The sequence below is a fragment of the Providencia sp. 2.29 genome, assembly GCF_015832305.1.
GTDB lineage: Bacteria > Pseudomonadota > Gammaproteobacteria > Enterobacterales > Enterobacteriaceae > Providencia > Providencia stuartii.
Genome location: NZ_CP065420.1, coordinates 3,607,806 through 3,629,483 on the forward strand (window position 1 = coordinate 3,607,806; position 21,678 = coordinate 3,629,483).

At 41.6% G+C, this 21,678-nt stretch carries 21 protein-coding genes; 8 read left to right on the forward strand and 13 right to left on the reverse strand.

Annotated elements, in window-relative coordinates:
- Nucleotides 1-3: 3 nt before the first annotated feature.
- The 6 genes from uppS to rpsB all read right to left on the reverse strand — a co-directional run bounded on the left by uppS (nucleotide 4) and on the right by rpsB (nucleotide 5,539).
- Complete coding sequence (uppS, locus tag I3B46_RS17035) at nucleotides 4-756, reverse strand: polyprenyl diphosphate synthase (RefSeq protein WP_004916773.1); 753 nt, start codon at nucleotides 754-756, stop codon at nucleotides 4-6.
- Between the two features lie 180 nt (nucleotides 757-936).
- On the reverse strand, nucleotides 937-2,136 hold the full coding sequence (gene ispC / locus I3B46_RS17040) for a 1-deoxy-D-xylulose-5-phosphate reductoisomerase (protein ID WP_036943421.1): 1,200 nt from the start codon (nucleotides 2,134-2,136) through the stop codon (nucleotides 937-939).
- A 134-nt stretch (nucleotides 2,137-2,270) separates the two neighbouring features.
- Nucleotides 2,271-2,828: a ribosome recycling factor gene (frr, locus tag I3B46_RS17045; RefSeq protein WP_004916781.1), complete on the reverse strand. Its 558-nt coding sequence runs from the start codon at nucleotides 2,826-2,828 to the stop codon at nucleotides 2,271-2,273.
- Nucleotides 2,829-2,936: 108 nt separating this feature from the next.
- The gene (gene pyrH / locus I3B46_RS17050) at nucleotides 2,937-3,665 is read right to left on the reverse strand and encodes a UMP kinase (RefSeq protein WP_004916784.1); all 729 of its coding nucleotides are present in this window, start codon (nucleotides 3,663-3,665) and stop codon (nucleotides 2,937-2,939) included.
- A gap of 153 nt (nucleotides 3,666-3,818) precedes the next feature.
- Entirely contained in the window at nucleotides 3,819-4,670 is an 852-nt protein-coding gene (gene tsf / locus I3B46_RS17055; protein WP_004916787.1) for a translation elongation factor Ts, read from the reverse strand.
- A gap of 143 nt (nucleotides 4,671-4,813) precedes the next feature.
- Complete coding sequence (gene rpsB / locus I3B46_RS17060; RefSeq protein ID WP_004916790.1) at nucleotides 4,814-5,539, reverse strand: 30S ribosomal protein S2; 726 nt, start codon at nucleotides 5,537-5,539, stop codon at nucleotides 4,814-4,816.
- A 678-nt stretch (nucleotides 5,540-6,217) separates the two neighbouring features.
- Between rpsB and map the strand changes: the two genes are divergently transcribed.
- The 4 genes from map (at nucleotide 6,218) to I3B46_RS17080 (ending at nucleotide 11,431) form a co-directional block, all read left to right on the forward strand.
- A complete protein-coding gene (map, locus tag I3B46_RS17065) occupies nucleotides 6,218-7,015 on the forward strand; it encodes a type I methionyl aminopeptidase (RefSeq protein WP_004916796.1) in 798 nt (265 codons plus the stop codon).
- A gap of 185 nt (nucleotides 7,016-7,200) precedes the next feature.
- Nucleotides 7,201-9,840 (forward strand): bifunctional uridylyltransferase/uridylyl-removing protein GlnD, encoded by a 2,640-nt coding sequence (gene glnD / locus I3B46_RS17070; protein WP_104873320.1) that lies wholly within the window; start codon nucleotides 7,201-7,203, stop codon nucleotides 9,838-9,840.
- Nucleotides 9,841-9,888: 48 nt separating this feature from the next.
- Complete coding sequence (dapD, locus tag I3B46_RS17075) at nucleotides 9,889-10,713, forward strand: 2,3,4,5-tetrahydropyridine-2,6-dicarboxylate N-succinyltransferase (protein ID WP_040132403.1); 825 nt, start codon at nucleotides 9,889-9,891, stop codon at nucleotides 10,711-10,713.
- Nucleotides 10,714-11,044: 331 nt separating this feature from the next.
- Nucleotides 11,045-11,431 carry a DUF3461 family protein gene (locus tag I3B46_RS17080; protein WP_014657679.1) on the forward strand — a complete coding sequence of 129 codons (387 nt, stop codon included), beginning with the start codon at nucleotides 11,045-11,047 and terminating at the stop codon, nucleotides 11,429-11,431.
- 61 nt (nucleotides 11,432-11,492) lie between these two features.
- Here I3B46_RS17080 and I3B46_RS17085 read toward each other — a convergent pair whose 3' ends face one another.
- Genes I3B46_RS17085 through I3B46_RS17095 form a run of 3 tightly spaced genes read right to left on the reverse strand, consistent with a single transcriptional unit; the run spans nucleotide 11,493 to nucleotide 13,068 of the window.
- Complete coding sequence (locus I3B46_RS17085) at nucleotides 11,493-11,945, reverse strand: flavodoxin (RefSeq protein ID WP_036943415.1); 453 nt, start codon at nucleotides 11,943-11,945, stop codon at nucleotides 11,493-11,495.
- Between the two features lie 21 nt (nucleotides 11,946-11,966).
- Nucleotides 11,967-12,725, reverse strand: coding sequence for a tRNA pseudouridine(65) synthase TruC (truC, locus tag I3B46_RS17090; RefSeq protein WP_104873319.1), 759 nt, complete (start codon nucleotides 12,723-12,725; stop codon nucleotides 11,967-11,969).
- A gap of 7 nt (nucleotides 12,726-12,732) precedes the next feature.
- Nucleotides 12,733-13,068: a YqcC family protein gene (locus tag I3B46_RS17095; protein WP_004916805.1), complete on the reverse strand. Its 336-nt coding sequence runs from the start codon at nucleotides 13,066-13,068 to the stop codon at nucleotides 12,733-12,735.
- 259 nt (nucleotides 13,069-13,327) lie between these two features.
- On the opposite strand from I3B46_RS17095, the gene I3B46_RS17100 reads away from it, so the two are divergent.
- The gene (locus tag I3B46_RS17100) at nucleotides 13,328-14,242 is read left to right on the forward strand and encodes a VirK/YbjX family protein (RefSeq protein WP_036943413.1); all 915 of its coding nucleotides are present in this window, start codon (nucleotides 13,328-13,330) and stop codon (nucleotides 14,240-14,242) included.
- A gap of 405 nt (nucleotides 14,243-14,647) precedes the next feature.
- Here the strand turns inward: I3B46_RS17100 and syd are convergent, their stop codons facing one another.
- Nucleotides 14,648-15,208: a SecY-interacting protein gene (gene syd / locus I3B46_RS17105; protein WP_004915359.1), complete on the reverse strand. Its 561-nt coding sequence runs from the start codon at nucleotides 15,206-15,208 to the stop codon at nucleotides 14,648-14,650.
- A gap of 155 nt (nucleotides 15,209-15,363) precedes the next feature.
- Between syd and queF the strand changes: the two genes are divergently transcribed.
- From queF to xni, 3 genes are all read left to right on the forward strand, one after another.
- Nucleotides 15,364-16,209, forward strand: coding sequence for an NADPH-dependent 7-cyano-7-deazaguanine reductase QueF (gene queF / locus I3B46_RS17110; RefSeq protein WP_004915363.1), 846 nt, complete (start codon nucleotides 15,364-15,366; stop codon nucleotides 16,207-16,209).
- Between the two features lie 193 nt (nucleotides 16,210-16,402).
- On the forward strand, nucleotides 16,403-17,770 hold the full coding sequence (ppnN, locus tag I3B46_RS17115) for a nucleotide 5'-monophosphate nucleosidase PpnN (RefSeq protein WP_014657675.1): 1,368 nt from the start codon (nucleotides 16,403-16,405) through the stop codon (nucleotides 17,768-17,770).
- Nucleotides 17,771-17,800: 30 nt separating this feature from the next.
- On the forward strand, nucleotides 17,801-18,559 hold the full coding sequence (gene xni, locus I3B46_RS17120; RefSeq protein WP_036943252.1) for a flap endonuclease Xni: 759 nt from the start codon (nucleotides 17,801-17,803) through the stop codon (nucleotides 18,557-18,559).
- Between the two features lie 88 nt (nucleotides 18,560-18,647).
- Here xni and rlmM read toward each other — a convergent pair whose 3' ends face one another.
- The 3 genes from rlmM to I3B46_RS17135 form a co-directional block, all read right to left on the reverse strand.
- Entirely contained in the window at nucleotides 18,648-19,745 is a 1,098-nt protein-coding gene (gene rlmM / locus I3B46_RS17125) for a 23S rRNA (cytidine(2498)-2'-O)-methyltransferase RlmM (RefSeq protein WP_004916579.1), read from the reverse strand.
- The gene (locus I3B46_RS17130; protein WP_014657673.1) at nucleotides 19,738-20,133 is read right to left on the reverse strand and encodes a DUF423 domain-containing protein; all 396 of its coding nucleotides are present in this window, start codon (nucleotides 20,131-20,133) and stop codon (nucleotides 19,738-19,740) included. Before I3B46_RS17130 ends, rlmM begins: the two co-directional genes overlap by 8 nt.
- Before the next feature lie 145 nt (nucleotides 20,134-20,278).
- Nucleotides 20,279-21,220, reverse strand: a complete 942-nt coding sequence (locus I3B46_RS17135; RefSeq protein WP_004916582.1) for a transcriptional regulator GcvA — start codon at nucleotides 21,218-21,220, stop codon at nucleotides 20,279-20,281.
- Nucleotides 21,221-21,678 lie beyond the last annotated feature (458 nt).

Consider the following 21,678-nt stretch of genomic DNA (forward strand, 5'->3'; position numbering starts at 1 on the left):
CTTTTATTTAACGAGCTCATCATCAGACTCAGCTCCACCATAACGCCGCTCGCGTTGACTAAAAGCATCAATTGCATTCTGAAACACCATTTCATCAAAATCTGGCCACAGTACATTGGTGAAATAGAATTCCGCATAAGCAACCTGCCATAATAAAAAGTTACTGATACGGTGTTCTCCACCAGTTCTGATAACCAAATCAACATTTTCTTGATCATGCATACAAACATAATGGTCAATGGTATTTTCATTGATATCGTCAAGAGAAAGTTGCCCACTTTGTACGCGCGCAAAGATTTGCTTCATACTATTAGCAATATCCCAACGACCACCATAATTCGCCGCAATATTGAGTTTTAAGCCCGTGTTATTTGCAGTTAATTTTTCTGCTTTTTGAATACGTTTTTGAAGACGCTCACTAAATCGACTAATATCACCAATAACCAATAATTTCACATTATTTTTATGTAGATTCTTGACTTCATTATCTAACGCAAAAACAAATAGCTCCATCAGTGAACTGACTTCTTTTTCTGGTCTTCTCCAGTTTTCACTACTAAATGCATACAGCGTCAGTGAGCTAATCTTGTTTTTTACTGCAAAACGTACTGCATTACGCACAGACTCAACGCCAGCCTTGTGCCCTGTTATTCTTAGTTTTCCTCTCTGCTTTGCCCAACGCCCATTGCCATCCATGATAATCGCAACATGTTTTGGCAAGGCTGAATGAGAGAGATTTTCACCACTAGAGTTCATTAAATAGTAATCCTTGTATGCATAGCGTCGAGAATTCAGCATTATCATAACCGCTATTGTTGAGTTTGCTGATAAGACACATCCTTAATTCTCCGCTAAATACTGATATTATCTTTCGTTCTTATAAGCGTCACATATTAAAGACTTATTATACTTATCAGCAACTAAATAAATCACATACTAGACTGAAAATGTATGTTTGATTAGTTGTGCAGCTTCTCGACGAGCTTGATTGTCGATGTCTAAGACCTCATCAATCGAAACTGGTTCAGATAAATGCAATTTTTCTAATGTACTTAGGTTAATTTTTGCAATATCTGTAAAGCGTATTTTACCGTCCAAGAATGCAGCGACAGCGATTTCATTAGCGCCATTTAGAATAGTTGTGGCTGCTTGCCCAGCATGGCAGGCATCGATAGCCAATTTTAAACAAGGGTAACGTTGATAATCTGGCTGTACAAAGGTTAATGATGACAATTTTGTAAAATCTAACGGTTCGACACCAGAAGAAATACGCTGCGGATAAGCCATGCTGTATGAAATTGGGGTGCACATATCAGGCGTACCTAGCTGAGCTATCACGCTACCATCACGATAACGCACCATAGAATGGATAACGGATTGAGGGTGAATAATCACTTCCATTTGTTGTTGATTGGCATTAAAGAAATAACAAGCCTCAATATATTCAAGCCCCTTATTCATCATCGTCGCTGAATCAACAGAAATCTTACGCCCCATAGACCAATTTGGATGGTTGCATGCTTCGTCCGGCGTCACATTATCTAGGTGCGACAACGGAGTATCCCTAAAAGGACCACCAGAACCTGTCAAAATAATGCTTGAAATTCCCGAGGCCGATAAATCGGCAAAACCCAAGTTGAGTTGAATGTTTTCAGGTAAACTTTGGAAAATCGCATTATGTTCGCTATCGATAGGAAAGACTGTCGCACCGTGCTCACGAATCGCATTAAAGAATAGACGACCGCTCGTGATCAGCGATTCTTTATTCGCTAATAAAATTCGTTTGCCCTTGCGGATTGCGGCTAAGGTAGGAAGTAGTCCAGCAACACCAGTAATAGCGGACATCACTTGGTCCGCATCATCCAAGCCTGCAAGTTGAATGGCAGCATCTGTTCCTGATAAAACTTCTGTTTTGCAATTATTTTCAGACAAAATTGCCCGTAATGCTTGAGCAGAAGATTCATCAGCCATAGAGGCGTATTGAGGTTGAAATTCAAGGCATTGGTTTGCTAATTCCGCCACATTGCGACCAGCAACTAAAGCGACAATTTGAAATTTATCACGGTTATTTCTGACAACAGAAAGTGTGCTTTTACCAATTGAACCTGTTGATCCTAGAATAGTAAGACGTTTCATTATGCGGATGCTCTGTATTTACTCAATACTGAGATTATATCAGCTTGAAAGGGAAGAAAGGATTTTTATTAGATATGAATGAATAAAGCCATCAGAGATTTCCCTCTAGATGGCTTTATTCGCTACTTGATAGATTAGAATTCCATCAATTCAGCTTCTTTCTGCGCTAATGCTTCATCAACTTTCTTAATGTAGCCATCAGTCAGTTTTTGGATGTCATCTTGTGAACGACGTTCTTCGTCTTCACTGATCTCTTTATCTTTCAGCAGGGCTTTAATTTTATCGTTCGCATCACGACGAATGTTACGAACAGCAACACGACCTTGCTCAGCTTCCGCTCTAACAACTTTGATCAGGTCTTTACGGCGCTCTTCTGTCAGTGGAGGAAGTGGAACACGGATAACAGTACCGGCAGAAGATGGGTTTAAACCTAAATCAGACGCCATAATCGCTTTTTCAATCGCAGGAGACATTGAGCGATCAAAGACTGAAATCGCTAAAGTACGCGCATCTTCAACAGTTACGTTAGCAAGTTGGCGCAAAGGCGTTGCGGCGCCATAATAGTCAACCATGATGCCATCAAGTAGGCTTGGTGACGCACGGCCTGTACGAACTTTACTGATTTGGTTTTTTAGTGCTTCAACACTCTTTTCCATACGGTCTTGAGCATCTTTTTTGATTTCATTAATCACGTTTTCAACCCTTAAGAACTGGTTATTAAAGGCCGCAATGCAGCCTCGCTTAAATTGTCTGAACTTATATTAGATAATACAGTTAAACGCGGTTGATGTCTCTGAGTATTAATTGTGAGAAATCAGAGTTCCTTCATTTTCACCCATTACAACACGACGTAGAGCGCCAGGTTTATTCATATTGAAAACACGAATAGGCAAGTTATGATCACGTGCTAACGTAAACGCTGCCAAATCCATCACTTTCAATTCACGCTCAAGCACCTCTTGATAAGTCAGCGTTTCATAAAGTACGGCATCTGGGTTCTTTGCAGGATCCGCTGAATAAACACCATCAACTTTTGTTGCTTTCAATACAACATCCGCTTCAATCTCAATACCACGTAAACACGCGGCAGAGTCAGTTGTAAAGAATGGGTTACCTGTTCCAGCAGAAAAAATCACAACACGACCATGGCGTAACAGACTGATAGCTTCAGCCCAGCTATAGTTATCACACACGCCGTTAAGAGGAATAGCAGACATCAGTCTTGCATTCACGTAAGCACGATGCAATGCATCACGCATCGCTAGCCCGTTCATCACAGTGGCTAGCATTCCCATATGGTCACCGACCACACGGTTCATCCCCGCCTGTGCCAAACCAGCACCACGAAACAGGTTACCACCGCCAATAACGACACCGACCTGTACACCCAGCTCTATAAGTTCTTTGATTTCCTGAGCCATACGATCTAAAACGCTAGCATCGATTCCAAAACCTTCTGCGCCTTGTAAGGCTTCGCCACTGAGCTTAAGCAGGATACGCTGATAAACGGGTTTTGCATTGGTTGCCATGGTGTTCTGTCCTACACAGATAATTTATTGGGGTAACACACGCAGAATACTTAAAGGTGGATTCTACGTACCTTAATTATTGAATTCGTTGTATTACTACAATGTATATTAAAACAGAGCCGCCAATCGGCGGCTCCTTGTAAAACTGACGACTTATTTGCTCATTGCAGCAACTTCAGCTGCAAAGTCAGTTTCAACTTTCTCAATACCTTCACCCACTTCGAAACGGATGAAGTTAGTGACTTTCGCATTTTTCTCTTTCAGCAGATCACCAACAGATTTGCTTGGATCCATCACGAAAGGCTGGCCAGTCAGAGAGATTTCGCCAGTAAATTTGTTCATACGGCCAGTAACCATTTTCTCTGCGATTTCGCGTGGTTTACCTGACTGCATAGCGATGTCTAGTTGGATTTGGTGCTCGTGAGCAACAACGTCCGCTGGTACATCGTCTGGAGTAACATATTCAGGCTTGCTTGCAGCAATGTGCATAGCAATGTGTTTTAGCAGCTCTTCATCAGCGCCTTCAGCCGCAACCAAAACACCGATACGCGCACCGTGCAGGTAGCTACCTACTTGTGCACCGTCTAGGATTGCGACGCGACGAATGTTGATGTTTTCACCAATTTTAGCGACCAGAGCAGTACGTGCATCTTCGAATTTCGCTTTAACTGCTTCGATATCAGTATTTCTATCAGCGATAACAGAAGCCATAACTTCTTTACCAAATGCCAAGAAACCAGCATCTTTAGCAACGAAGTCAGTTTCACAGTTCAGTTCGATCAGAGCACCGCTTTTGCCATCAGCAAAAACTTCTGCAAGGATAACACCTTCAGCAGCAACACGGCCTGCTTTCTTAGCAGCTTTAGCTTGACCTGATTTACGCATGTTGTCGATTGCTAATTCGATATCACCATTAGCTTCAACTAGTGCTTTTTTACATTCCATCATACCTGCGCCAGTACGTTCGCGCAGTTCTTTTACCAATGCAGCGGTAATTCCAGACATGTGATTTATTCCTCGATATACCTCGTAGGGGGCTCCCTACAAGGGTCATTCTGATTCAGATAGATAAAAGGGGCCATATAGGCCCCCTTCTAACCATATAGCAATACCTGGTTTATAAGGGCTCTTTATTAGAGCAGGCCTTATTATTCAGCTTCTACTAAGCCTTCTTCTGCTTGAACAGCCAGATCCTGAGAACGACCTTCACGAACGGAAGTTGCTACAGCGCTCAGATACAATTTGATTGCACGGATTGCGTCGTCGTTACCAGGGATAACGAAGTCGATACCGTCTGGATCAGAGTTAGTATCAACGATAGCAAATACTGGGATACCCAGGTTGTTTGCTTCTTTGATAGCAATGTGTTCGTGTTCTGCATCGATAACGAACAGAGCGTCAGGTAAACCGCCCATATCTTTGATACCGCCTAAGCTGTTTTCTAACTTACCAAGTTCACGAGAACGCATCAGCGCTTCTTTTTTGGTCAGTTTGTCGAAAGTACCGTCTTGTGACTGAACTTCCAGATCTTTCAGACGTTTGATTGACTGACGAACAGTTTTCCAGTTAGTCAGCATACCACCTAACCAACGGTGGTTAACGAAATACTGGTCACAGCTATTAGCAGCTTCTTGAACGGCTTCGCTTGCTGCACGTTTAGTACCAACAAACAGAATCTTGCCTTTACGAGAAGCAATTTTAGTCAACTCAGCCAGAGCTTCGTTGAACATTGGAACGGTTTTTTCCAAGTTAATGATATGTACTTTGTTACGAGCGCCGAAAATGAAAGGTTTCATTTTAGGGTTCCAGTAACGAGTCTGGTGACCAAAGTGTACGCCCGCTTGTAGCATATCGCGCATGGAAACAGTTGCCATTTAATACCTCTGTATTTTAAGTAATTGGGGTTATGCCTCCACGGATCCCATAACACCGACTCCAAAGCTGCGCTAAAACGCATAAGAGCACCCCGGTGCATGTGTCGACCCGTGTGTGTTATACACAATTGAGTTTAGTTTTCGCTAATCCATAATGCCAATCGAATACGCTTTAACAGGGTAGCAAAACGATTTTTTCGAAGAGATAATGTGGATCGCCGGCGCGCTTTATACCATAAAATGGATCAATAAGCCAACTTTTGTTGTTTTTTTACGGGGTGAAAAAACACCATCAAATGGCTTGAATCTCTTCATTAAAACGAGGCGAAATCTCCTTGGTAAGCATCATTGAGCGTTTTATACACGGCGTATGGATAGCGTTTTTTCTTTTTATTATTTGATAAAAAAATCTTCAACGACAAATACTCGTGTTTCACTATCCATAATATCAGACCCAAAGTGTATTTGCTCTCAATACCTTTTATTTAATGGCGTACATTCCAGCCTGATATTTCACTCTAAAGGCTAAGAAGCATCAATGCCTAGTTGGCAGAAAATGCAGTGGCTGATACCATAAACATCATCATGTTGATATAGATGGTACTATCGCTCATCTATTAAACCCTTTTCATACAAACTATGTCACAGAGTCGTTACTGACATAAATGGACTGAATTCATGGCTATTATTATCAAAACTGAAGAAGATATTCAGAAAATGCGCGTTGCTGGTCGTTTAGCAGCCGAAGTGTTAGAAATTATTGCTCCCCATGTAAAACCGGGCGTTAGCACGGGGGAGTTGGATCGCATTTGTCATCAGCACATTGTCGATGTACAACAAGCGATACCTGCTTGCTTAAATTATCATGGCTTCCCTAAATCAGTCTGTATTTCAGTCAATGATGTTATCTGCCATGGTATCCCTAGTGATGATAAGATTCTAAAAGACGGCGACGTTGTGAATATCGATGTTACCGTGATTAAAGAGGGTTTTCATGGCGATACCTCAAAAATGTTCATTGTTGGTAAGCCAACCATCCAAGGCGAACGCCTGTGCCATATTACCCAAGAGAGCCTCTATTTAGCGTTACGTATGGTAAAACCGGGTATCCGCCTACGCACCTTGGGCAAAGCGATTCAACAATTTGTCGAGAAACATGACTTCTCTGTTGTTCGTGAATATTGTGGTCATGGTATCGGTGAAGGTTTCCATGAAGAGCCACAAGTCCTTCATTATGATGCCGATGACAGCGGTGTTGTATTACAAAAAGGCATGGCTTTTACTATCGAACCGATGGTCAACGTCGGTGATTACCGCATCCGTACTATGAATGATGGTTGGACCGTAAAAACCAAAGATAGAAGCTGGTCGGCTCAATATGAGCATACGCTAGTTGTCACCGACAACGGGTGTGAAATCATGACATTACGTAAAGAAGAAGAGCCATATATCTCAGCGGTGCTGGTTAACGATTAATTTTTAGCACGCGGCTCTTATGTGGCATGTTACCTGTTAGAGAAAACAACTTTCGTAACATGCCGCATACTTAAGGCTTCCCTTCTCTTTTTTTACTCGAAATAATTTAATTTGCGGCTGTTCATCCATGAAAATCCCCAGTAAGCTGTTCACTATTGTGTTCAGCCTATCGATGCGGAAAGATAATGATGACACCATCCTCTGTAGCGTTTTTATCACCCACTTTATTTCAATCTTCTGACCTCGAACTGCTTCGCCTCAAGCAGCATGTCGAATCTTTCCATAACCACTTAGAAGCCGCATTCAAGCAAAACGAGTCCGTGATTGATTTAGTCCATGCGCGCAGTGATTACTTAGATGCCCTACTCACGCGTTTATGGAAAGAGTATCAATTTGACCGACAACCCAATATGTCTTTAATTGCTGTAGGTGGATACGGGCGACATGAGCTGCATCCCTTATCAGACATTGATATTTTAGTGTTAAGTGCAGAGCCTCTTTCTGAACAGATAGCCTCAAAAATAGGCCAGTTTATTACTCTATTGTGGGATCTTAAATTTGATATCGGCCATAGTGTTCGCTCATTGCAAGAGTGTATTGATGCGGGTATCGCCGATTTAACCGTTGCGACAAACCTTATTGAATCGCGCCTAATTTGTGGTGATATCGCCCTATTCTTACGCTTACAAAAAACCATCTTTAGTGATAGTTTTTGGCCTTCAGCAACCTTTTTTGCCGCAAAACTCGAAGAGCAGCAAGATCGCCATCATCGCTATCACAGTACTAGCTATAACTTAGAGCCAGATATAAAAAGTAGCCCTGGAGGGTTACGCGATATCCATACGCTACTTTGGGTCGTTCGGCGGCACTTTGGAGCCACCACCGTCGATGAAATGGTCGGGTTTGGTTTTCTTACTGAAGAAGAGCGCCAAGAGCTAAAAGAGTGTCTCACTTTTTTATGGAAAATCCGCTTCGCTTTACACTTAGTTGTCAAACGCTATGACAATCGCCTTTTATTTGATCGCCAATTTAGTGTCGCTCGCTTACTCGGCTACCAAGGGGAAAAAAACCAGCCCGTTGAACTGATGATGAAGGATTTTTATCGTGTGACACGCCGCGTTCGTGAACTCAATCAGATGTTATTACAACTGTTTGATGACGCTATTCTTACTCTCAATCCTGATGAAAAACCTCGTCCACTAGATGAACAATTTCAGTTGCGGGGGCCATTAATCGATGTTATTGATGATATGCTGTTCGTTAAGCAACCCGCCGCCATTTTAAAAATGTTCTATTTAATGGCTCGATACCCCAATATCACGGGGATCTACTCAACGACCTTGCGCCAACTGCGCTTTGCGCGACGTAATTTAACCGCTCCTTTATGCGAACTCCCTGAAGCTAGGCGGCTTTTTATCAAAATATTACGTCACCCTAGAGCCATTAAAGGGGCTTTCGTTCCCATGCATCTACACAGTGTATTAAGTGCTTATACCCCTTATTGGAGCAATATCGTTGGTCAGATGCAGTTTGACCTTTTTCATGCGTATACGGTCGATGAGCACACCATCCGAGTGCTACAAAAAATAGATAGCTTTACTCATGAAGAAAATCGCCGCGACCATCCACTCTGTGTTAGCGTTTACCCTAAGCTGTTGCATCCAGAAACATTAAGGCTTGCCGCATTATTCCACGATATTGCGAAAGGGCGTTCGGGAGATCATTCTGATTTAGGAGCTGAATTTGTGTATGAGTTTGCTCTGCAACATGATTTGCCGCTCAAGGAAGCTGAGTTAGCCTCTTGGTTAGTAAAAAGCCATTTATTAATGTCAGTTACGGCACAACGTCGCGACATTCAAGACCCCGATGTCATCAAACAATTTGCCCTCGAGGTCAAAACAGTGACGCGGCTAAACTATTTGATGTGTTTAACTGTTGCCGATATTTGTGCAACTAACAGTACGCTTTGGAATAGTTGGAAGCAGAGCCTAATTCGAGAACTGTTTTTATCTACTGAACATCAACTCAACCAAGGAATGCAAAGCACCCCTGATTTACGGGAACGTATCCGCCATCATCGCCACCAAGCGTTAGCATTATTACGCCAATCTTCAATCAATGAAGAAAAATTAAACCAATTATGGTCTCGCTGTCATGCAGACTATTTTTTGCGTCACACGCCTTCTCAATTAGCTTGGCATGCCTGTAACCTATTAAAACATGATCTTGAGCAGCCTCTCGTGTTGATCAGCACACAGCCAAAACACGGTGGAACCGAAATTTTTATTTGGTGCCCCGATAAGCCACACTTATTTGCGGCCGTGGCTGGGGAGCTTGATAGGCGCAACCTGAGTATCCACAGTGCACAGATTTTCACCAACAAAGACAACATGGCAATGGATACCTTTGTGGTGTTAGAACCGAATGGCACGCCATTATCAAAAGATAGATATGAGCAGATCCGCCATAGTCTGCTACACGCGGTACAACAACCAGCGATCTCACTTCCCCAGGCTCGCACTCTACCGTCAAAACTACGCCATTTTACCGTTCCTACCAAAGTGAATTTTTTACGCTCAACCAATGAGCGCCGTAGCTATATGGAGCTCTTTGCTCTCGATCAACCGGGGTTATTAGCACGGGTTGGGCATGTGCTCGCTCAGATGGAAATCTCGTTACATGGTGCACGGATCACCACAATTGGCGAGAAAGTGGAAGATTTTTTCGTCCTTGCAGATAAAAATCACAAAGCGCTCGATAAAAAAATGCAACAAGAGTTATCAGAAAGGTTGACAGAAACCCTCAACTCGAAGGATAAATGTTAGGTTTTATAAGCAATATTATTACTGGTCCTTAAAGGGGAAAATTAATCAATGCAGCAATTACAAGCCATCATTGAACAAGCATTTGAAGATAGAGCGGCTATCACACCATCCACAGTGACCCCCGCCGTTCGCCAAGCGGTGACAGAAACCATTGCCCTACTTGATAGTGGTAAACTGCGTGTTGCTGAAAAAATTTCAGGGGTTTGGGTAACACATCAATGGTTGAAAAAAGCAGTATTACTCTCCTTCCGCATTCACGATAATCAGGTAATCGAAGGGGCTGAAAGCCGTTATTTTGATAAAGTTCCCATGAAATTTGCGGATTACGATCAGGCTCGCTTTGAACGCGAAGGCTTCCGTGTTGTTCCACCCGCTGCTGTTCGCCAAGGGGCATATATCGCTAAAAATAGTGTTTTGATGCCTTCTTATGTCAACATTGGTGCTTATATTGATGAAGGCACCATGGTAGACACATGGGCGACAGTAGGCTCTTGTGCCCAAATCGGTAAAAATGTGCATTTATCCGGCGGAGTTGGTATTGGTGGCGTACTTGAACCACTACAAGCTAACCCAACCATCATTGAAGACAACTGCTTTATTGGCGCCCGTTCAGAAATTGTTGAAGGCGTTATTATTGAAGAAGGGTCTGTCATTTCAATGGGGGTTTATATTGGTCAAAGCACAAAAATTTATGACCGCGAAACTGGTGAGATCCACTATGGACGTGTGCCAGCGGGCTCTGTGGTTGTATCGGGTAATCTGCCATCGAAAGACGGTAGCTACAGCCTTTATTGTGCCGTGATTGTTAAAAAGGTCGATGACAAAACCCGTGGAAAAGTCGGTATTAATGAGCTATTAAGAAGCATTGACTAATCCCACATCCTCGCTCGGCTAGAGATAAAACACGTTCTCTACCCAATCTAAAAATGATAGACCTCTTTTTCTTATGATGAGGGGTTTGTCAATTTCCTCATTTCGCGCATAATATATAAGTTTAGCTATTGTCGGGCTTTCGAGAATATAAACTGTATGATTTTATTTTTTGCCTTTTTAAAACACAGATTAATAGCATCGCTAAGTGTTATTCGCTTTAATGCGCGTGTTTTTAATTCCTGCCAAAAATAGAATAATACTGTTTCTGCTGGCATATGCTAACGGCTCTGTGCCTCTACAAATTTCGGTTTCCTATAACTCGGTGAACAACATGTACGATAATCTAAAAAGTTTAGGTATTAGCAACCCTCAAGATATTGACCGTTATACGCTACGCCAAGAAGCAAATAACGATATTTTAAAAATCTATTTTCGCAAAGATAAAGGGGAATTCTTTGCGAAAAGTGTAAAATTTAAATATCCACGCCAACGCAAAACTGTAGCCGCGGCAGATGGTAGCAATAATTTCAAAGAAATTAATGAGATCAACTCCAACCTACGTTACGCTATTGAAGAACTAGACCAAATTTGCCAAAACGATACAAGTGATATTGATTTGAAGCATAAAATTTTGGATGACCTACGTCATCTTGAGCATGTGGTCTCAAACAAAATCGCTGAAATTGAAGCTGACCTTGAAAAATTAACCCGTAAATAGTTTTAAAATACCGCTCTTATTTTCTTTACTGCACCGAGAATCCTATTCACGGTGCAGTAATTTACAGTTGCTCACCCCAAGATTGTATCCAAGGCTTCGCATATTCTTCGGGTACATCTTCTTCTATCGCGTCAATGAACAAAACCTCACCAATCCGTGTTCCCGATTGTTCAGTTAATAACTCATCAAAACGCTTTCCTGCCCCACAAAAATTTTCGTAGCTGCTATCACCTAAAGCGATTAACCCGTAACGTAATTCAGGTTGATAACCAACAACATCTTGAATTTCATAAAATAGTGGAGCAATCGTATCGGGTAAATCCCCTTGCCCTGTAGAGGAAGTGATGACTAAGGCGACCCCTTCACCCGCATTATATTGCTGCCAGTCACTGAGCATTGGCTCATCAAAAATCGTGACCTCATGGCCGAGTTGCTCCAATATTTCCTGAGCAGATTCAGCCACCGCTAAGGAATTACCATAAACTGTTCCCACAAAAATACCAATTTTTGACACGAACACCTCCTATTGACCCAACTACAGTGATGAATTGAATTCTCCCATTCCCAATTTGCTGGCGATATGCTGCCACCCAAACTGATTTACCAATGACAACCATGACTCATCCCATTGTGCAATCAGAGAGATACGCTCCCCTGAAATGGGATGAGCTAATACTAGCAGGCTGGCATGCAACATTAGCCGTGAAACGGCAAAATGTTGGCTTACACCGCGGTTTTGACGTAAATCACCGTGTTTACTATCGCCAATAATGGGGTGACGAATGTGCGACATATGACGTCGTAACTGATGTTTGCGCCCTGTTTCTGGTTTCAATTCTAGTAAACTAAACCGAGATGTTGGATAACGCCCAATTGCGACTGAGCACTCAACTTGAGCGATTGGCTGGCAATGTGTAACACACTCTTGCAATGCCGGCTCTCTGGTCGCATGTTTATCCGCAATTTTGTCCAACTGCTCAAGTAATGGATAATCAATGGTTTGAGGCGCTTCAACATAGCCACGAACCACCGCATGGTAGATTTTTTCTATTTGATGAGATTCAAACTGCGCCGCTAATTGCCTCTCCACATCACTGGATAATGCAAACAACAACACACCCGATGTTGGCCTATCAAGACGATGGATTGGATAAACAAATTGACCAATTTGGTCTCGTAATGTTTGCATAACAAACACAGTTTCCTTGCTGTCTAACCAGCTGCGGTGCACCAACATACCGGCAGGCTTATTAACAGCAACCATATACTCATCTTGATAAATAATCTCTAACATCAATGAGCTACCTACCCAACTGAGTACTGAAAAAATCATCTAATTCACGAAGGTGAATCAGCAATAAATGATATTGCCCTTCCTCATCATTCTTATAAACTTCTTCAAAATAAGGGGCTATAGCAAAAGCTCCGGGTAAAACAGCGCCTTGCTCAATGAGTGCTTGTAAACGAGGGATAAGTACCCATTGTAACCACTCTGTTGCTTCCATCGTATCAATTGAAAAAGGCTCTGTACTTTCAAAAGCTTCAGGGCTAGGTGGTAATTCACGCCAAAGTGCCTTCGCTCTCATTTCCTCTTCAATATGACGAAGCTTTTCCATGATGCGCTGTTCAATATTCATATAAAAACCTACTTAATAAACTTAATTCGAAATATACGGCATATCCTTCATTAATTCTGTCGTAAATATGGGGTGTAGAACAACCAAAATAATTTCCCACACAAAATCCTAGTTACTTTCACGCAATCCATCTTACCGCAAGCGATTTTATAAGTTTATTTAAAGTTTATTTACCTTTTGTTGTAGTTAATAAGAGTAATATCAGACGCTTTTCACTTTACTGAATAAAAAACACTCAACAATCAAGTATGGTTTATATATGGGATTATTAAAGCAGTGGCGTAAACAAAATAAATTTTGGCAGTCTATTAACAACAGCTATGACCATTTAAAACGACAAGTCCGTATTGCCAAACTCCCGTCTAAACCTTATCAGCAATTTCAATCCATGTGTGAAAGCTACACCAGTGCCCGCATGTCTAAGGAATTAAATAATATTCCTGATTTTGCTGAACGCCCCTTAAATAAGTATTTGCATCGCGAGTGGAACGGAAAACAAAAATTACTCACCGCGAGTCACACCCTAGAACTCATCGAAAAAACATTTTCGACGGATGCTATCAAAGCAATGTTTTCTATTGATCGCCAAGGGTTAAAAGTTGCAGATATCGAATTAAAATCGGGAGATTATGCGCAATTAAGGCTTGTTTACTCCCAATATCCACGCGAAGGTGACCTCACCTTACACCTGCTAAACGAAACAGGGGATGATATCTATTTAATGAGCTTTTCGTTTGGTACTGAGGGCCAACTTTATATCTGTTCTTTACAGGGGCCTGCTACTGAACAAAGTACCGAACAAGTGAAGTCCATTACGAAGCAAATGCATGGGATGCGACCTAAAAATTTATTGATGTCATCTATTTATGCAGTTGCCGCTTTTTTCCACTGTACATCTATTATGGGTATTTCAAACCATTGCCATATTAAGCGCCAACATTTGAAATCAAGCTACGATAATTTTTGGCAAGAGTGTAATGGCACGGTTTCCGCGGATGGCTGGTATCACTTGCCTTTAACAGAGCCTGTTCGTGATATCGAATCGGTCAAAAGCCAACACCGCTCTGCGTTCCGTAAGCGTGAGTCTCTAAGAGAAGCCATGTATCAAAGTGTGTTAAACGCATTAACGCAATATTCTACCGACCCACATCAAAAGACACGAACGCAACACTAAGTGAAAAAGAAGCCAGCCAACAAGAGGGTTGACTGGCTTATCTCATGTTTTAAAGGGTGTTAAAGCATCCTGCAAAAACGACCTCCTGCCGTTCGACATCCTGTCGCTAATAAACAGATTAAAGTCAGCGACATGCGCCACTTTGCCATCCATGACCTCTGTTTACTGATAAAGCAGCAAACTCACTGCTCCCTCATTCAGTCGTTTAAGAATGTATTAAAAACACTAATGAAACAACCTAGTGCAATAAACTTAAAAACAGCCTTAAACCTTCAATTTAAGAGATTGATAGTAACTACATGAAATTAAATGTTAAATAATGCTCACTTAGATAAATTAAGAAAATTAAGGTTTATTTCTTAATTGATTTGTAAGCTATTTCCTACAGCTTCCATCAGCAATATCTTACTCAAGCGGTTCTACTACTGGGGTTAACTCTTGAATAAAATGGATAAGATTAGGCGCTAACACGCGTTTTTCCTTACTACCAAATTTTTCTAAAATAATTTCTCCCGTTAAATTACATAACGAAATCATTTCTAAATCAGATTCTAATGTTGCTATAAATAATGTTGGTGATAGTTTTAAACGCTTTTGGGTAACTAGATGACCAATTAAATTTTCTTGCAAACGGATAAAATCCTCTTCGCTCCACACTTGAACCAAATTCAATAGATGACCTTCAAATTGAGCCTTCATATCCCCCGCAAGCTGAGTGGTATAAAAAGGATGGATCATCGGCTGTAATTCAATATCCAATGCTGTCGCTACTTTATTTAAGTTTTTATCTGCTATTGGGAAGGCTTGTGGCTCCCAATAAACCCAATTTTCCCCCGTCCGAATGACACAAGGAGACGGAATGCCATATAGGTCACAGGAAGCAGGCGATAGACCTGTTTGCTCCTTCCATTTGGTCACATATTGTTGAGTAAATTGAGTAAGCGCTTCAGAAACGGTTGTATTCATAATGATTTAATAACTTTAGATTGAGTGAACTGAAATGGCGGCAATATCATTAATAAATGATATTATGACAGAAGTTAACCGATGAATGAATTGCTCTCATTTTCAGCCGTTTTATGGTATCGCGTGCTTTTAGTACATGAAGTTTAAGGATCACTATGTCACACTATCAAAATAACCCTGCTTTGGATAATCTCACACTAGGAAAAAAAACGGCATATTATGATCAATATGACCCAAGCCTACTCCAAGCCGTTCCGCGCAGCTTAAATAGAGATCCGTTAGATATTCACGCTGATAACCTACCGTTTCATGGGGCTGATATTTGGACCTTATACGAGCTATCTTGGCTCAACAAGAAAGGTGTTCCGCAAGTCGCTATTGGTTCAGTCCATGTCGATGCACAAAGTGAAAACTTGATCGAATCAAAAAGTTTTAAACTCTACCTAAATAGTTTTAACCAAACTCGCTATGATTCATGGGAAAATGTGCGAAGTGTTTTGCAAAACGACTTAAGCAATTGTGCTAATGGAAAAGTTAGCGTTACACTCCATAAACTTGATGAGTTTTCACAGCAAGCGATTTGCCAATTTGAAGGGATTTGTATTGATGAACAGGATATCGAGATCAATCAATATGAATTTAGTCGTGATTATCTCGCAAATAGCACGGAAAATGAAAACGTAGAAGAAACACTAGTTAGCCATTTATTAAAGTCGAATTGTTTGATTACTAACCAACCCGATTGGGGGTCAGTACAAATTCGTTATCGTGGCCCGAAGATCAACCGTGAAGCACTGCTGCGCTATTTGGTCTCTTTCCGTCATCATAACGAATTCCATGAACAATGCGTCGAACGTATTTTTAATGATATAACACAACTGTGTAAGCCTGAACAACTCAGTGTTTACGCACGCTATACGCGCCGTGGTGGTCTTGATATCAATCCATGGCGTAGTAATACCCAATTTACGCCTGAAATAGGACGTTTAGCACGGCAATAAGCACCTTAATTAAGTTAATTGATATAATTTTATATACTCTAAATAGTTCGAGGTACAGCAAGGCGACCGGTAGACCAGTCGTAGCAAGGCAGAAATAACGATGCCAATGGTGCGAAAGTAAACTGAGTCAATGACGCCGTAACTTGAAGTATGGCGAGTATATCAAGATCCCTTTGGGATAAAGGAGAGTTACTTGATTACTCATATCAGTCCATTAGGATCCATGGATCTCTTATCTCAACTTGAAGTTGATATGTTAAAGCGTACCGCAAGCAGTCATTTGTATCGCTTGTTCAGAAACTGCTCATTAGCGGTTTTAAATTCAGGGAGCTTAACAGACAACAGTAAAGATTTATTGGATAAGCATACTGACTTCGATATCAACGTATTACGACGTGAGCGCGGTGTCAAACTTGAGCTAATTAACCCACCTCAAGATGCTTTTGTCGATGGTAAAATCATCCGTTCTATACAAGCAAACCTGTTTGCGGTACTGCGTGATATCCTCTTTGTTCATGCTCAAATCATCAATGCAGAGCAAAAAATGCATTTAGATCTGGGAAATGGCACTCACCTAACTAACGTCATTTTCTCTATATTACGTAACGCGCGTACACTGCATCTTGATGAAGATCCAAGCATGATTGTTTGCTGGGGTGGTCACTCTATCAACGAAACCGAGTACCTATATGGCCGTAAAGTCGGTAATGAGCTTGGTTTAAGAGAGCTAAATATCTGCACAGGTTGTGGCCCCGGAGCCATGGAAGCCCCAATGAAAGGGGCGGCTGTTGGCCATGCTCAACAACGCTATAAAAATAGCCGTTTTATCGGCCTAACAGAGCCATCTATCATTGCTGCTGAGCCACCTAACCCTTTAGTCAATGAGCTTATCATCATGCCTGATATCGAAAAGCGCCTTGAAGCGTTCGTTCGCTTAGCGCATGGGATCATTATTTTCCCTGGGGGCGTCGGTACAGCAGAAGAGCTTCTCTATTTGCTAGGCATTTTGATGGATCCTGAAAATAGCGAACAAGTATTGCCATTGGTTTTAACGGGGCCAAAAGAAAGTGCCGAGTACTTCTCTGTGTTAGATGATTTTATTCGTCATACACTTGGTGAAGAAGCCAGCAAACACTATCAAATCATCATTGATGATCCCCAAGAAGTCGCTCGTGTAATGAAAAAACACATGCCATTGGTGAAAGACAACCGTCGTAGCACAGGCGATGCTTATAGCTTTAACTGGTCAATTAAGATCAACCCTGAATTACAGCATCCTTTCGAGCCGACTCATGAAAATATGGCGTCACTGAATCTGTATCCAGGTCAATCACCAGAAAAACTGGCCTCTGATCTTAGAAGAGCCTTCTCTGGTATCGTTGCGGGTAACGTGAAAGAAGTCGGTATGAAGGCTATTGAACAGTATGGCCCGTTTAAAATTCATGGTGATAAAGAAATTATGCAACGCATGGATATTCTACTGCGCGGTTTTGTCGACCAACATCGAATGAAACTGCCGGGTGGAACAGCCTATGAGCCTTGCTACGAAATAGTGAAATAATATAATGAGGCCAAGGATGGCGTAAATTTTATGATCCACTTACTGATAATTGATGCACTTAATTTAATTCGCCGCATACATGCCGTACAAGGCAGTCCTTGCGGCGATGCCTGCTTATCTGCGGTAGCACAGCTTATCTCTCACACCTCACCGACCCATATTGTTGCAGTATTCGATGAGGAAGGTAGGCACAATAGCTGGCGGCATGAAAAACTGCCTGACTATAAAGCAGGCCGTCAGCCCATGCCTGAAAATTTATATGCTGAGCTACCTTCATTAGTCAAACAATTCGAAGCAAAAGGCGTCCACTGCTGGCAATCAAGTGGTGACGAAGCGGATGATTTAGCGGCAACTTTAGCCAAGAAAATCGCCGATGCAGGGCAAACTGTCACTATCGTTTCTACTGATAAAGGCTATTGCCAACTACTGTCGCCTTCAATTCGTATTCGCGACTATTTTCAAAAACGCTGGTTAGATGTGCCTTTTATCGAAAAAGAATTTGGCGTAAAACCTTGCCAATTACCTGATTACTGGGGGTTAGCGGGGATCAGCAGCAGTAAAGTGCCTGGTGTCGCGGGAATTGGTGCTAAAAGTGCCACACAACTGCTACAACAATACCACTCCATTGAGAACTTATTTGCTCATTTAGATAGCGTTGATGAAAAATGGAGAAAAAAGCTTATTGGTCAGTTTGATATAGCAAAAGTTTGCCGCGATATTGCAACCTTAAGAACAGATATTCAGTTGCAAGGGAACCTGAACCAATTGCGCTATCACCCCAAACCATAAGCAATAAAAAACTGCCTCTTCATTCACTGTTAACCAGCGTTTAGGAAGCAGTTTTTGCTATATGATATGTTCTTACTAAATATCAGATTTAGTCGCGTATTGGTGCATAAGCAGACCAAATACGTTGTACATGAACGGTAATTTCTTCGCGGTCATGGTACAGCTGTTTCGCTTGGATCCGCACATTGATGCCATTTTCTGCCAATTGTGTACGCATCTTTTCAAGGATATGAGACACTTCCTCATAGCGCTTTTTCATCGGTAGCTTTAAGTTGAAAATGGTTTCACGGCACCACCCATGCAATAGCCACTCCGTGATTAACGCAGCGACTTTCGCCGGTTTTTCAACCATATCACACACTAACCAAGTAATATTTTTCGTATTTGGCTCGAATTTAAAACCATCGACTTGATGGTGCCTAACTTGCCCCGTGTCCATCAAGCTTTGCGCCATCGGACCATTATCCACGGCATGAACCATCATACTGCGCTTAACTAATTGGTAGGTCCATCCCCCCGGACATGCACCAAGATCCACCGCATTCATACCGCTTGCTAGCCGCTCATCCCACTCATCGTAAGGGATAAATATGTGAAATGCCTCTTCTAATTTCAATGTTGAGCGACTAGGTGCATCCGATGGAAACTTAAGCCGAGGGATCCCCATATAAAATGGCGAGCTATTCGAACTGTAAGAATATCCGGTATAACAACAGCCTGAAGCAATAAAGAAAACATGGATAACCGGACGTTTGAAATTCTCTTTAGCCAGTAAAACTTTTTCTTGTCGTAAAGCATTACGCAAAGGCACCGTAAATTTACGGCAAAATTTCATCAACTCTTTGCTTTCATTAGTATCAGCAACTTCAACGCGAAGATCGCCTGCTCGTTCAACCTGCTGGCTCAGCGCATTCACAATGGGGGTAACACGATCTTCTGGAGGTAAATCTTTAAGCAGTTCCCCAACCACAAACATTTGACGAGCAAAAATCAGCTCACGAAAAGGTAGCTCGCGGGCAAGTTTATCGGCATCTTCAGCTTGATAGCATTCAAAAATAACATAACCGCTATTTTCTTTGACGCGCGCAAAACCATAAACCTCTTTTTGCCCAGCTTTATCTGTAATTTCGGCCGCACACTCTTTTTCAAAGCCTGGACGGCAATATAATGCAATTTTATTACTCATGGCGTAACGCCGGTTTCCTTAGACGCATAGCGCCGATAACGACCAACAGCCAGCCAATAAGAAAACAAACTCCCCCTATTGGCGTAAAATAGGAAAAGTATTTTACCTGTAACAAGGCCATACAATAAAGGCTACCACTGAAAAGAAGTATGCCTACGGCGAAAAAAACGCCACACCAGTAAAACCATAGAACCACTTTACGCAATAAAATCGCCCCTAGCACCATTAAAGCTACTGTATGTAGCATCTGATACCGCAAACCGATTTCAATCCATTCCATCTGATGAGCACTCATAATCGACGAAAGCGCATGAGAGCCAATGGCACCAAAAGCCACAGTAAAAAAGCCACTAATCCCAGCAAAAATTAACATCAAACGACTATTCACAGTAACACCTTTTATTAACCATACCCTAAATAATCCCAGTTGCATCAAGGGGTTAATTTAAAATCCCGATAAACACGATAAACTGAGTGCCGTTTTACCTATCTATGCAACCAACTGCAACTTGAAAAATAACGGGTATATATGATTACTGAATAAGCGCCATATCTTGGTCACCCGTAATAAACCCCAGTTTTTCTTGCTCGCTTGCTGCTTGAGTCAAGATCCATTGACGAAATGCAGCTATTTTTCCCAAATCAGCTTGGTTTTCCTGACAAACAAGGTAAAACGCGTTTTTACTCACCAATACCTCGTTGAATGGGCAAACCAAACGACCTGCATCAATTTCATTTTTTGCCATAACATTATTTGTTAAAGCGACACCCTGACCATGTACTGCGGCTTGAATGACCATAGCACTATGACTAAAAATAGGGCCTTGTTGTACATTGATAATATTGTGCAATTCTAATTGGCGAATATAAGCTTGCCAATCCCGACGAGAAGAATCATGTAATAACGTATGATTGACTAAGTCTTCAGGCTGCTTTAATTGATGCGCCCCCGTTAATAATAACGGAGAACAAACTGGCATTAAATATTCAGCATACAGCCTATCCGTCCTTAGACCAGACCAATTTCCTCGCCCATAGAAAATAGCCACATCAACATCATCCGCTAATTTATCTTCTTCCCTATCAACGGCCTGAATACGAACATCAATCCCCGGATAAGCTTGGTTAAAGCTAGAAAGACGCGGGACAAGCCACTGTATTGCAAAACTAGGGGATAAACTAACCGTTAATGCTCCCTTAGCACTTCGCGCCTGTAATTTCCTTGTCGCCTCATTAATAGAAGAAAATATCTCTTTAATATCAAGATAATAACTTTGGCCTTCTTCTGTTAACAGCAAAGAACGATTGCGCCGGCGAAATAACTTTAACCCGAGGAAATCTTCCAAACTTTTCATTTGGTGACTCACAGCGGCTTGGGTCACAAACAACTCTTCCGCCGCTTTAGTAAAACTTAAATGACGAGCGGCGGCATCAAACACTCTTAACGCATTAAGTGGCGGTAATCTTTTAGACATAATCACTTCTACTTGATAGGGTTATACGCATTAGTTTTTCTCATCCGAAGCATTATAAATTGTCCATTGAGGATACGCCAGTAAATACCTATAGTATGCACACTTCCTAAGCCGGAACGAAAAGTTACAGAGTTTAGTTACTTTGAAACTTTTGGCTTTGTGGTTGTGATGTTGTGTTTGCAAGTTGTCTGGGAATGCCAGACTTTGTAGCTTTAGCTACTGTTTTTTTTCACTTCCTGTACATTTACCCTGTCTGTCCATAGTGATTTTATGATGCACCGCTTTAATTGCGGTGCTTTTTTTTGCCTAACAATTGCAAATAACATTTTCAAGACAGGTTTTAACCAGTTTACAAAAAATATTATCAGTTAAATATTTAAGATAATTCTTGAATTTTCCCCATCCAAAGATGAGCTCACCGAAAAGACAAAAGAAAAATGATTGCAATATGCAGTAAA

Coding starts and splice junctions, on each gene's coding strand:
- xni (WP_036943252.1), top strand. CDS start 17,801: ATGATCCACTTACTGATAATTGATGCACTTAATTTAATTCGCCGCATA.
- truC (WP_104873319.1), bottom strand. CDS start 12,725: ATGTTAGAGATTATTTATCAAGATGAGTATATGGTTGCTGTTAATAAG.
- glnD (WP_104873320.1), top strand. CDS start 7,201: ATGATGACACCATCCTCTGTAGCGTTTTTATCACCCACTTTATTTCAA.
- pyrH (WP_004916784.1), bottom strand. CDS start 3,665: ATGGCAACCAATGCAAAACCCGTTTATCAGCGTATCCTGCTTAAGCTC.
- dapD (WP_040132403.1), top strand. CDS start 9,889: ATGCAGCAATTACAAGCCATCATTGAACAAGCATTTGAAGATAGAGCG.
- queF (WP_004915363.1), top strand. CDS start 15,364: ATGTCACACTATCAAAATAACCCTGCTTTGGATAATCTCACACTAGGA.
- map (WP_004916796.1), top strand. CDS start 6,218: ATGGCTATTATTATCAAAACTGAAGAAGATATTCAGAAAATGCGCGTT.
- uppS (WP_004916773.1), bottom strand. CDS start 756: ATGAACTCTAGTGGTGAAAATCTCTCTCATTCAGCCTTGCCAAAACAT.
- ispC (WP_036943421.1), bottom strand. CDS start 2,136: ATGAAACGTCTTACTATTCTAGGATCAACAGGTTCAATTGGTAAAAGC.
- syd (WP_004915359.1), bottom strand. CDS start 15,208: ATGAATACAACCGTTTCTGAAGCGCTTACTCAATTTACTCAACAATAT.
- I3B46_RS17135 (WP_004916582.1), bottom strand. CDS start 21,220: ATGTCTAAAAGATTACCGCCACTTAATGCGTTAAGAGTGTTTGATGCC.
- tsf (WP_004916787.1), bottom strand. CDS start 4,670: ATGTCTGGAATTACCGCTGCATTGGTAAAAGAACTGCGCGAACGTACT.
- rlmM (WP_004916579.1), bottom strand. CDS start 19,745: ATGAGTAATAAAATTGCATTATATTGCCGTCCAGGCTTTGAAAAAGAG.
- I3B46_RS17095 (WP_004916805.1), bottom strand. CDS start 13,068: ATGAATATTGAACAGCGCATCATGGAAAAGCTTCGTCATATTGAAGAG.
- I3B46_RS17100 (WP_036943413.1), top strand. CDS start 13,328: ATGGGATTATTAAAGCAGTGGCGTAAACAAAATAAATTTTGGCAGTCT.
- rpsB (WP_004916790.1), bottom strand. CDS start 5,539: ATGGCAACTGTTTCCATGCGCGATATGCTACAAGCGGGCGTACACTTT.
- I3B46_RS17080 (WP_014657679.1), top strand. CDS start 11,045: ATGTACGATAATCTAAAAAGTTTAGGTATTAGCAACCCTCAAGATATT.